This is a genomic window from Geitlerinema sp. CS-897, assembly GCF_028368005.1.
Lineage (GTDB): Bacteria > Cyanobacteriota > Cyanobacteriia > Cyanobacteriales > Geitlerinemataceae > Baaleninema > Baaleninema simplex.
This window is the reverse complement of the sequence record NZ_JAQNCQ010000166.1, coordinates 1-11,616: the sequence shown is the minus strand read 5'-3', so window position 1 is coordinate 11,616 and position 11,616 is coordinate 1. Positions and strand designations below refer to the sequence as shown.

The window sequence follows — 11,616 nt, the reverse complement described above, 5'->3', positions numbered from 1 at the left end:
TTTCCGATCGAGAAGCTCAAAAACCTTGGATTTTCGTCGGCGATTACCGATTCAATTGGGAAGCTAGAGTCCAAAACGACCATTGGGCAAGCTGTACGGCATCAGAATTCGCTCTGGAGACTTATTCAGCAAGCCCTAACTCCACCCGAACGTGTTCCTCCCCATGTCATATTATTGCGTAAGGAAGGAATAAAATATATTAAGGATATACCAGCAGCTATTAAAAGGTGAAAAATGTAAGATTCCATTGGGAACAATTCCATTCATACAATGAGTCCAGTAATACGAAATCAGTTTTTGATAAGCTGGGTTTCAAAAAGTATTCACCACAGATAGACAGAGGACACAGAAAGGTTTTTGCAGAGTTTAGAAAAAACACTGTTTGAGTCCTCGACTCCGCCAACACACTCTCGGCAAGACTTGATGCAGTTGGTTTTTCTCCATCAAACTAACCGACAGTTCGTCACTTTTATCCCGTACTGATTTTAGGGCGGTCTTTTGCCAATTTGAAGCAAACCTAGCGATAGCGAGTTTTGGCTCGTTCGATCTGTCAGTTCGATAGAATCTTTAGTCAGTTTACCGATCGCCCAAAATTTGGCTCAACTCCGTCGAAAGTCGAGACGCCGTCCGCGTGTCGTCGAGTTCCTGGGCGATCGCGATCGCCCCTCGATAAAACCGAATCGCTTCCTCAGTCTGTCCCGCCGCCAGATACAACTGGGCGAACTCCGTTAACGTCCTCATCTCCTGACGCAAACTCCCCAGTTCCCGTGACAGTTCCAACCGTTCCTCCAATAACTCCTGCGATCGCAAAAACCGTCCCACACTGCGATGCGCTTCCACTAACCCGTCGATCGCTCTCAGCCAGTTTTCAATATCCTCGTTCAGCCGCGCCAACCGCAACGCCGAACCGTAAGTACCGATAGCGTTATCGTAATCGTTCAACGCCCAGTACGCATCGCCGAGATTGTTCAGCGTATTAGCTTCTCCCGCTGTATCGTTCGCCCGCATCCGCAACGGAAGCGCCGCCTCGTAAAAAGCGATCGCCTCCTCGTAATTCCCCCGCGAGGCTTCCACTAACCCCAAATTGCTCGTCGAGAGTCCTCGCATTAACGTCGAGTTCGTACGTTCGGCTAACATCAACGCCTCGCCAAACGCCGCCTGCGCTTCGGCAAATTTTCCCCGTCGTAACAACGCCGTCCCAAAATTGTTCGATCCCGCCATCAACCCCTGCAAATCGTCCCGCCGTCGCGCCATCGATACCCGCGCCGCAAACATCTGTTCGGCGGTAGCGAAATCCTCTAAGCGAGCGTAGGCCAATCCCAAAAGGTTATAGGCGCGTCCCATGCCCTCCCAATCGTAATAGTCTGTATAGATCTCGAGGGCCGTTTCCCACGCTGCGATCGCGGCTTCCCAATCTCCCGCGTTTTGCTGCTGGCGTCCCAACTGCAACAACTCGTCCGCGTCGTCTCGCGACGGTTGGGGTTGAGAATTTTGAAACGGGGCGTCCGTCGTTTGAGCGATCGTTTGAGCCAGTGTGGGGGTTGCCCATCCCAAACAGACCGAGAGACTGAGGGCGCTAAGATAAGGTTTCATGAGAGGTGACTGGGGGCAGAAATTCCAAGACGAGAAACACGGACGGTCGATCGAGGGATCGGGCGCGATTCAAGAAGGCGTTCCGTTGTTGGGCGAAGGAAACGACGATCTCGGGCGATCGCGATCGAGTGCTTCGTACCCGTAAAGATAAATCGTGCGAATATCTTCAGGTAGCGACTCCTCCAGTTGTCGGTATCCCTTGGGAAGCTCTCGGGCAACGTCGGCCGGCGTCACCGTTTCCCCTTCTGCTTGTAAATACGCCGCAATGCGCGTTTCGCTCCATTTAAACGTTTGCGACATCACCACCATCAATCGAATCAGAGGAGAAAGGGTGTCGAGGGCTTGTTGGAGATAACACCACAACGGCGGGGGGGCTGCTTCGATGGAGTATTGAATCGATTCGACTGGAGGCAGCTGTGCGTTGTCGATCGACATCGCCGTCAGTTCGATCAGCCAGTTTTGTAACGTCACTTCCCCCGTTTGGTCGTTGTTGGCTTCTAAGCTGGGATTGAGATCGAGGGTTCGCATTTCGTGAAAAATGCGCTGCCAAATCAAGGCGAAGAGATAATCGGCTCGGACGGGGGACTTCGCCGAATGGCGAACTAAGGTGTAAACGATCGCGCTGTAACGGCAAAAGAGAGCCGTGAAGTATTTACCTTCGTCTGGGTGTCGTTGGTACAGAGTCAGCAACTCTCGATCGCTGTGATGAAACAGCGATTTGACGATCGGGTGATTCGCTTCGGGAAACGTGGGGATTTGCACGGTTGTTCGGCAGTCGGCAAAGTTTGTAACTAGAATACCAAGGAGACACCCGTATGAGATTGTTTCCCCTGCGGGGCAATACCTCCCTCTAGGATATCTGTTTCCTGTTAACCGTCTAGTGCGATCGCACGACAATTTGCAAGTTCGGCACGAGTTCGGTATCCGTTCGATGGATCGCCTCGATCGCGGCCCGCCTGTACAAATCGGGAAACGAATGCGAGAGCGAGGTTTTCGATACAATTAGATACACTATAGAAATAGACTGTCTGTTTTAATCGATGGTTCACACAGGTTTTACTCTCTCGACTGACAGCGTTGTTGTCGCAGCCTTACCGTTGGTCGATACCTTATTCTCGACCCAAGGCATTATGGTCATGCTGCTGGCGGCTTACGCAGTCGCCATGTGGATGTTTTTGACCAGTGCGCCCAAAGTTCATACTGTGATGGTGTCCGACCTCGAGATCGCACGACAGTTTTACGAAGGAGAGTTGCAACTTCCCGCCGCCGACGTTCCACTTCACTACTATTACAACTACGAGCAAACCTTGGGAGCTGCCACGGTCGATCCGCTGTATCTTTCGGCAGATATCGGCGTTCCTCGTCGCAACGACGCTCCAGACGGGCTGTGGTATCAACTCAAGAAAAACGCACAATTACACGTGATTAGTGGTGCGAGTTTGGGGCAGAAACACCGACAGCGTCACGTCTGTTTCGATCGCGACTGCCTCGAAGAAGTGTTACTTCGCGCTCAAAGTTACGGTACGAAGTATAAAATTCGTAGCGAGAAACCCCTGAATTTCTTGGTTAAAGACCTTCAAGGCCACGTCATCGAGATGGTCGAAGCCAACAGTTAAACAGTTTTGGACGTTTGATGCGATCGCTTCGACTCGCTATTTTTATCTCGGATCGTTATTGACGATGGCCGTAACGGCGGTTTGAGGGCGATCGAGATTGAAGTGAATTTCCTGCCCCCGAAAGTAAATTGTCTCATAAGCGGCAACGGTTTCGGCTGGGGATAAGCCTTCTTGAGAACGAGCGATCGCCCGCTCTAACGCGGTTTCAAAACTGCACTGAATCCAAAACGAAACGTCATAATAACTCTGAAACTGACGTTTCAATAAGTAAATTCCTTCGAGCAAGATAACATCAATTTGATAAAATTGATAGGTATGCTTGCGGTAAGCTGTTGCTGTTTCTTCGGCATAATTGGCTTCAAGATAAATAGAGCCGCGATCGCGAAGCGGGAACACCAATTGAGTAAATAATTCATCAAAGCGAATTGCATTCTGATAGAAATGCTTCGCTGGATTGGTTGGGCTAAACCGTTTTTCAGGTAGATCGAGCCAGCCATCAATGTTAAGAGTTGCGATTTTCAAATCCCGTTGCTCGAGCAAGTTAGCAATTTTGCTAGTGATATAGCCCTTCCCCGAACCATCAATTCCTGAAATTGCCACGAGTAAAGCTTTTTTCTCAGTCAATACAGCTCGTTGATTGGTGATGATTTCACTAGCTCGGTCAATGTCGATCGTTAGGTTCATGGCCTTGGTGGTGCAGAAACCTGAAAAGGATAGGACTTACACAGAAACCGGGTTTTGTCGAACTCAAGAGAACTCAAAAAGCCCCCCAGTCTCTTGAAGAGGCGAAGGGGCTGAGAAATTGATATTGACAAACAACATTTTTTGTGGTATTTAAATCACCAAAACAAGGTTTCCTCGTAATAATCCTCACAGGAAATTTGGTGAATCTTTTGAAGTCCCAAACTTTCGAGATGACGAATCCAATCGTCCGGGGTATCGTCACCCGCCAGCAGCCCGATTTCCCGCGCCACGTCCGCCACCCAAGGCTGCGTCGCAACGCGGTAGCCTTGCCAGTTCGCACGAACCTCTAACCAATCGGGAAGCTGAGTCTCGTTGAAGTGCGATCGCACAGATTCGGCTCGAAAACAGTAAATTCGATCGGTGTGGCTCATATAGCAGTGAGCAGTGAGCAGTGAGCAGTGAAGACCGTTTTCACCTCGTCATCTCATCATCCCTAGAGGGGTCGATACACGCGATAGTCGATGCTCGGGAAAATATTATCGATTGCCTCGACCTTCTCGAGCCAACCCGAATCGATTTTACCCGCGTTGATATCGTCGTAAATCTTGTGTAACCGCATCAAGTGCGATCGCGTCCGCCGTACCGCATACGGCACCATCGTCCCCGTTCGCATGATAAACGCCCAGTCCGACGACTGTGCCAACAATAACTCCCGCGCCGCTTGATTGAGCGCTCGCCACTCTAACTCGTCGGCCGGTTCCCGTTTGCTCAATTCAATCGTGCGTTCGGTGGCTTTGTGCAAATGAGGATACACCCAGGCGTTCGTCTCGTTCAACCAATATTCGTGAAACCCCTTAAAGCCCCAACTCGACTGAGACGGCTTACACACCTGCTGCGTCGGGTTCGTCCGCAGGTAGTCCGCTAAATGGGTCATATCGTAAGTGTTCTGGTCGTACCACGACTTGCGGAACAAATAATCGATAAACCACGGTCCCTCGTACCACCAGTGACCGAAGAGTTCGGCGTCGTAGGGAGAAACAACGATCGGCGGACGTCCCATAATCCCGTGGAGGTGTTCGACTTGACGCTCGCGGTTGAACATGAAGTTCGAGGCGTGTTCGGCGGCTTTCTCCCGCGCCCAATAGGGATCGTAAAGCGCTTTTTGGCTCAAATCCAACCCGCGCCCGGTAATCTTGTGATACTTAATTCCCGTATTTTTGCGCTGACCGTTGGGCATAATATACGGCTTAATGTACTCGTATTCAGCCTCCCAGCCCAAATCCTTGTAAAACTCTCGGTATTCCGGCGCACCGGGATATCCCACTTCCGACGACCACACCTGTTGAGACGATTCGTGATCCCGCGCGAAAACGCCCACGCCGGTTTCGGTGAAAATCGGCGCGTAAGTCCCGAAACGGGGACGGGGACGGGCGTAGAGAATTCCGTGACCGTCTGTGAGAAAGTAGCGCAGTCCCGCATCGGCGATTTGACGTTCTAAGCCTTCGTAGTAGGCGCACTCGGGCAACCAAATGCCTTTCGGCGGCTGGCCGAAGTTTTCTTCGTAGTGTTCGGCTGCCACGCGCAACTGCGCCCACACCGCTTGGGGATACATCTTCATTAACGGCAGGTAGCCGTGAGTTGCCCCGCAGGTGATGATATCTAAGTTGTTGCTGTCGAGAAATTGCTTGAACGCGGTCACGAGGTCGCCGTTGTAGCGTTCCCACACCTTGCGAGTATGCTGGAATTCCGTCGCGTAGTGTTCGGCTAGATACCGGAGGTGTCCGTTGTGTTCGTTATGCTCGATTTCTTGGGCGACTAGCTCTTCGAGCTTGGTGAGGTGGGCGTCGTACCGCTCTTGCAGGAGGGGATCTCGAAGCATCGACACCAGCGGCGGCGTCATGCTCATCGTCATTTTGAAATCCACCCCGTCCTGTTTCAAGCCCTCAAAAACGCGCAGGAGGGGAATGTAGGTTTCTGTAATTGCTTCGTACAGCCATTCCTCTTCTAGTACGTAATCGCTTTCGGGGTGTCTGACGAAGGGTAGGTGTGCGTGCAGCACCAGAGCGACATAGCCAATAGCCATAATTTGAGAACCTGTGGGTTGACAGCGAACGCGACGGGAGATCGCACTGAGGGCGCTCGACAACGAGAGCGCTCGACAACGAGAGCTTCGATACAACTGTAGCAAGGCGATCCCAGCACTTTAAAAATTGCTTAAGGATCGATCTTGGTTAGAACTATACCGCTTAATTCGCGTTCTTGTTCGTTCGTCGCAGTCAATTTCACAGAAGACTTCGAATTGATGGAATTACCCGAGTCGCGATGGCGCGATCGCGCCATTCAGGCAATATCCCTCTCGGTCTACCGTGCGATCGCGTCTTGGAAAGAAAAGAGTATGATGAAGACAAACTCAGCCTGACAAACGAGATCGCATGACGGCACAGTTGGAGCGCGATCGCGTCTGTTTAGGTGTGAAGTCCTCGAACGTACGCCTCTTTTGGCGTTGACCCTTCGTTCTTGCTGTTGGATCGTTATGAGTCCTACCCCCAATCAGTTACTCGATCAGGCGAAACAGGGCGATCCGAAAGCGATCGCCGCACTGATGAACCGTTCGACGCAACCGAAAGGCATTTCGGTCAAAGCCTCCCTCAACGACCGGTGCTTGCAAGTTCTTCTCGAAGGGGAAAACGCCCCGAGCCAAACCAAAAGCGTTGGCTTCGTGCGAGAGGGAATGCTCAAGCTCGATATCGCATCGATCGATCGCGTGCGCGTCTACGGCCGTCAAGTCGGTCGCGAGACTCCCGTTTGGCAAGACGAAATCGTCCTCAAAGAAGCCCCTCCACCTTCGACTCCTCCCGAACTTTCCCATCGAGCGGTTCCCCTCGACGAACTGGCTGACGAAAGCCTCCTACCCGACGACCTTCTCGAAGGGTATTACAACGAAGACGGCGAGACGCTAGAAGCTTCGGAAGACTTTCCCGAAGTTCCCCCCGAGGCAGAGTCGTTCCTCAACGACGAGGGGCAAGACTACGACGAAGAACTCGAAGAAGAGGACGACGAGGGGCAAGACTACGACGAAGAACTCGAAGAAGAGGACGACGAGGGCGAGGACGAACCCCCTTCCAAACCGAAGCAAAAATCCTCTTTAGTGGGGTTGCTCGTCCTGCTGGTGCTGGTTGTTCTCGCTGGCGGCGGCTATTACCTCTACACCACCCGACCGGAACTGTTCTCGAACCTTCCCTTCTTAAATTTAGGCGGCGAAACGGGTGACGAAACGACGCCTTCAGAAACGCCAACGACGCCAACGGGAGACGCTCCCGACGCGATGACTCCCGAAACTCCCGATCCGTTCGCAACGGCGGTCAACGCGGCGATGAGTGCGGCCGAGAGCGCACAAACGGCTTCGACCCCGGAGCAGTGGCAACAAGTGGCGAACAACTGGCAAACGGCGATCGATCGCATGAACGCCGTGCCGCAAGACCATCCGCAATACGAGGTCGCTCAGCAAAAGGCTCTAGACTATCAAAAAAATCTAGATTACGCACAACAACAAGCACAGTAACGGTTTTGACCGACGTTCGCGAGAGAAGTTTATGAGTGAAAAACGTTCTGACCATTGGCTCGATACGGTGGAAGGATTGTCCCTCGTGGGGGCAGTTTTGGGAACGGGAGCGGGGTTCGCGTTTCAACAGATAACGTATGTTGCTGCCCCGGTGACGCTGGCTTTGGTGATGAATTTCGTCAACCGACAACGTCACCAAGATCGGATGCAGCAACAGACGATCGCGCGCATTGCTGAGTCTCGGCTCGCAGTCGAACGTCAAGTTGAGTTACAAGTGCAAGATTTGCGCGAGGAAACCCTCTCGAACACGGCGACTCCGATGGCGATGGCGTCTTTCGATATCGCCCCGTTGGAAACGCAAGTGCAAGCGTTACAAGCCAACGTGGAGCGACCGATGGCGGCTGTGTCGAGTCTGGAAGGGCAAATGAAGGATTTGGCCGCCCAAATTGCCGCGATCGCCGCCCAGAGCGGCCGACACCTGGTTGACGCCAACGGTAGTAACGGGGCGACTGAAATTCTGCCGTTACCCGGCGACGGCGCAGCCGGCGATCGCGCGAACCAGTTTTGGCAACAGTACGAGTCGGGCGTGCGATCGTTCGTGGGAATCGATTTGGCTGGGGTGGATTTGACGGAACCGGAAATCTATCTCGACGGGATCGATTTTAGCGAGGCGAACCTCGAAGATGCTGTGTTGACGGCGATGAATTTGGGAGAGGCGACGTTGGCGCGATCGAACCTTCGAGGGGTGAAACTGGACAACGCCAACCTCGCCCACGCCGATCTGACGGAGGCGAAATTGGTCGATGCGAACTTACGAGGGGCGAACCTGCGCGGGGCGAATCTCGAGAGAGCCGATTTGCAAAATGCCGATCTCGCCTACGCCGACCTCACTCACGCCAAGCTGCAAGGGGCCAAACTGGACAACGCCAACTTTTATCGAACGCGGCAAGTGGGGACGGAAATGCCAACAGCCGTGGCGATCGCGCAACGGGTCTGAGAAACCCGATTTTCGTCGGTCGTTGAGGTCGTTAAATCACGTCGTTAAAACTGAGGATCGACGGAGGGAGCGATCTCGAACAGCAGAGTGCGCCATTCGCGCACGACGAACGGAGGAACGGGAATTTCGACGGGACGACGATCGCCGAGAACGGAAAACGACAGCCGTAAGGCCGTATCGGTCGAGAGCTGCCGCGCGATCGCCTCGAAGTCGTACTGGGCGATGTTGGACGGCAACGGCTCGTCGGTCGAGGCCGAGGCCGAGCGATCGCGGACTTGCCAAGATCGACCGGTGGCTGCATCGACCTGTAACGGAACATCGCGATCGATCCTCCGACCGGGAAATCCCACCACTCGCAAGAAGATCCCCTGAAGCTCCGTGGGAGTCCGACGCTCGAACAAAACGAGCTGCCAACTGCCATCGCGGATATCTCTGAGGCTTTGCAGCGATCGCACCACGATCTCGCCGCGAGCCGGGTCGGGATACGTCTCGATCGCTGCCCGCGCGGGCAATCCACTCCCCCACCACAGACCCCAACAGCACAACAGTAATAGAAGCACTTGCCAGGGAGAAGGACGGCGAGAAACGTCGAACCCTCGAAACATCGGTCGAAAGTCAAGCATGGCGTTACGGATATCGTTGTATTTTATTTGGAACGGGAGCGCTTCTCGGAATATCGCGCCAAACCCCCAGTTTGCAAGAGCTTTAGAGATGCGATCGTCTCTTGACACTCGCGTTCGAGATCGGTTATCTATTCGGAGGAAGACCGTACGACGACCCAGAGCGATCGCTCGATTTTCACTGCGCTCGATCCACACAGACCGAGTCGATCGTAGTAAAATAGTAGGATACTCCTGCAAAACTCGAGAAGGTAGACGCGCGGCAATTCCCCGCTCGCTCGACGCGACCTACGCGAGATGATTCTCGCCTCTGGCAGAGATAACATTCCGTTAACCTGCCGGTGATACTCTGAGCGTACCCTGAGTACAGCTAGGTTCCATATTTTGGTTCCGTTTAGAACTGTTGCCTAGAGTCCGCAAAAGAGTTGGCCTTCGAGAATTTGTTAACTTTTGCAGAACGTTCACAGGTGTGAGAGTGAAAGAACGAACGAATCAAACAATGTTGAGATCCCTCCTGCGAGTCTCCCCTCTACTCGTAGGACTCGTCTCTATGGCTTGGGCAACCGATGCCTCGGCCAAAGAAGCGACAGCAACCCAAAGCCAAAAATCCGCTCAGGTTCTGTCGAATTCTAAAGGTCTCAGTGAAGTCAGCAGCCTCGAGACCCCGCAACAACTGGCACAGAACGTTTCCGTTGACGAACTGTCGGCCTACGAACTGACCGAGAACCTCGATCAAGTGACCTCAGTGTCCCAACTGTCCGACGTTCAACCGACGGACTGGGCGTTCCAGGCACTGCAATCGCTGGTCGAACGTTACGGTTGTATCGCCGGCTATCCCGACGGTACCTATCGCGGTAACAGCTTCATGACCCGTTACGAATTCGCTGCGGGTGTGAACGCTTGTTTGGACCAAATCGTCGCCCTCATCGGTGGCGGTGAAACGATCGATCCCGGCGACTTGGCCACCATCCGCCGCTTGCAAGAAGAATTTGCCGCCGAACTGGCGGCCCTGCGCGGACGGGTTGACGGCTTAGAAGCTCGCGTGGCCGAACTCGAAGCCAACCAGTTCTCGACGACCACCAAGCTCGGTGGTGAAGTCATCTTCTCGATCAACGACAGCTTTGGCGAAGAAGTCGACTTCGACGACGACAACGACGGCGACGATCCCACGCAAACTCAGTTTGCTTACCGCGCGCGTCTGAACTTCGATACTAGCTTCACCGGACGCGACTTACTGCGGACTCGCCTGCAAGCTCGCAGCACGGTTCCGTTCGACGACGGAGTCACCGGCACCGACATGACCCGTCTCGGCTTCGACGGTGATTCCGGTAGCGATGTCCAAATCGACGACTTGTTCTACCGCTTCCCCGTCGGCGATAACGTCAACGTCTTCTTGGCGGCTAACAGCTTTGAAGCTCGCGACTTCATCAACGAAGTGACGCCTCTGGTAAGCAGTGGTAGCGGTGCGGTGTCTCGCTTCGGTCGCCTCAACCCGATCATGCGTCAGTCTGACAGCGGCGAAGGGATCGGCATCCAAGCGAAATTCGACGCCTTCCAATTCGATGTCGGTTACTTGGCCAACGTCGCCAACAGCCCCGAACGCAAAGAAGGTCTGTTTAACGGCGAATACGGTGCGTTTGCTAACGCCAGTTACGCCGTCAACGACGACATCGAAGTGGGCGTATTCTACCAACACTATTACGCTCCTGGCGGTACGGTTAACTTGACCGGAAGCACTGGTAGCTTGAGCGCCCAAAGTCCGTTTGGCGACCTCGTGGCTACCTCCTCTGACTCCGTCGGCGGTCAGTTCTTGGTAGGTCTCGGTCCGGTCGACCTCTCCGGTTGGTTCGGTTTCACTTGGGCGCGTGCCGAGAGCGATGGCGACGGCTTTGAAGAAGACGACAAAGCGGACGTGATCAACTACGCTCTGGCGCTGTCGGTACCCGATCTCGGTGGTGAAGGGAACTTGGCTGGCGTGATCGTCGGCGTTCCCCCGCAAGCGACTCGCATCGAGCGTTCTAGCTCGACCCTGATCGGGGAAGAAGACGACGATACATCCCTGCACATCGAAGCCTTCTATCGTTACCAACTCACCGACAACATCGCCATCACGCCGGGCTTCTTTGTCGTGACTTCGCCGGAACACAACGACGAAAACGATGCCCATTGGGTGGCAACTCTTCGGACGACCTTCAAGTTCTAGGAATTAGGCTTTAATACGATTCTCTAGAATTCGATCGCTCGAGTTCGATAAAAGGGAGGGCTTATCACAGCTCTCCCTTTTGCGATCGCGGAGGTCAGAACAACCGCATTTACACTATCTGTAGGGTGGGCAATGCCCACCGACCTCTACATTGAATGTGGTTAACGCTGAAGTTCGTAAGTCCTAGAGGTTCGCGATCGCCGCTCTCTAAAACTTACTCAAACTTATTCATTTGATGTTTAGTTCCTAGCTTGGATCTTCCGAGACCTTTCCATCACTAGGCTTACACGGCCGAAGCTCTCCGCGTTTTCCAAATTAATTGCCGCATTTAAATCACGATC

11 protein-coding genes are annotated in these 11,616 nt (G+C 53.5%); 5 read left to right on the top strand and 6 right to left on the bottom strand.

Annotation, left to right across the window (positions count from 1 at the left end):
- Window positions 1-231 (top strand): hypothetical protein (locus tag POG22_RS10400; RefSeq protein ID WP_498905134.1); only part of this gene is annotated, 231 nt, incomplete at its 5' end.
- Between the two features lie 345 nt (window positions 232-576).
- On the opposite strand, the gene POG22_RS10395 is transcribed toward POG22_RS10400, so the two are convergent.
- Window positions 577-1,593: a tetratricopeptide repeat protein gene (locus POG22_RS10395; RefSeq protein WP_017662650.1), complete on the bottom strand. Its 1,017-nt coding sequence runs from the start codon at window positions 1,591-1,593 to the stop codon at window positions 577-579.
- 69 nt (window positions 1,594-1,662) lie between these two features.
- Window positions 1,663-2,355, bottom strand: a complete 693-nt coding sequence (locus tag POG22_RS10390) for a hypothetical protein (protein ID WP_017662651.1) — start codon at window positions 2,353-2,355, stop codon at window positions 1,663-1,665.
- Window positions 2,356-2,633: 278 nt separating this feature from the next.
- On the opposite strand from POG22_RS10390, the gene POG22_RS10385 reads away from it, so the two are divergent.
- Window positions 2,634-3,209, top strand: a complete 576-nt coding sequence (locus POG22_RS10385; RefSeq protein ID WP_017662653.1) for a VOC family protein — start codon at window positions 2,634-2,636, stop codon at window positions 3,207-3,209.
- A 42-nt stretch (window positions 3,210-3,251) separates the two neighbouring features.
- Here POG22_RS10385 and POG22_RS10380 read toward each other — a convergent pair whose 3' ends face one another.
- The 3 genes from POG22_RS10380 to POG22_RS10370 all read right to left on the bottom strand — a co-directional run bounded on the left by POG22_RS10380 (window position 3,252) and on the right by POG22_RS10370 (window position 5,976).
- Window positions 3,252-3,893, bottom strand: a complete 642-nt coding sequence (locus POG22_RS10380) for a uridine kinase family protein (protein WP_498905133.1) — start codon at window positions 3,891-3,893, stop codon at window positions 3,252-3,254.
- A 155-nt stretch (window positions 3,894-4,048) separates the two neighbouring features.
- Window positions 4,049-4,324, bottom strand: coding sequence for a hypothetical protein (locus tag POG22_RS10375; RefSeq protein ID WP_498905132.1), 276 nt, complete (start codon window positions 4,322-4,324; stop codon window positions 4,049-4,051).
- Between the two features lie 62 nt (window positions 4,325-4,386).
- Entirely contained in the window at window positions 4,387-5,976 is a 1,590-nt protein-coding gene (locus POG22_RS10370; protein ID WP_063717622.1) for a glycoside hydrolase family 57 protein, read from the bottom strand.
- A 450-nt stretch (window positions 5,977-6,426) separates the two neighbouring features.
- Here POG22_RS10370 and POG22_RS10365 point away from each other — a divergent pair, with 450 nt between their 5' ends.
- Both POG22_RS10365 and POG22_RS10360 read left to right on the top strand, forming a co-directional pair.
- Window positions 6,427-7,455: a hypothetical protein gene (locus tag POG22_RS10365; RefSeq protein ID WP_498905130.1), complete on the top strand. Its 1,029-nt coding sequence runs from the start codon at window positions 6,427-6,429 to the stop codon at window positions 7,453-7,455.
- Window positions 7,456-7,486: 31 nt separating this feature from the next.
- Window positions 7,487-8,452: a pentapeptide repeat-containing protein gene (locus tag POG22_RS10360; protein WP_017662660.1), complete on the top strand. Its 966-nt coding sequence runs from the start codon at window positions 7,487-7,489 to the stop codon at window positions 8,450-8,452.
- A gap of 44 nt (window positions 8,453-8,496) precedes the next feature.
- Here the strand turns inward: POG22_RS10360 and POG22_RS10355 are convergent, their stop codons facing one another.
- Entirely contained in the window at window positions 8,497-9,075 is a 579-nt protein-coding gene (locus POG22_RS10355) for a DUF3122 domain-containing protein (protein ID WP_498905129.1), read from the bottom strand.
- A gap of 547 nt (window positions 9,076-9,622) precedes the next feature.
- Here POG22_RS10355 and POG22_RS10350 point away from each other — a divergent pair.
- Window positions 9,623-11,275, top strand: coding sequence for an iron uptake porin (locus POG22_RS10350; protein ID WP_223307588.1), 1,653 nt, complete (start codon window positions 9,623-9,625; stop codon window positions 11,273-11,275).
- Window positions 11,276-11,616 lie beyond the last annotated feature (341 nt).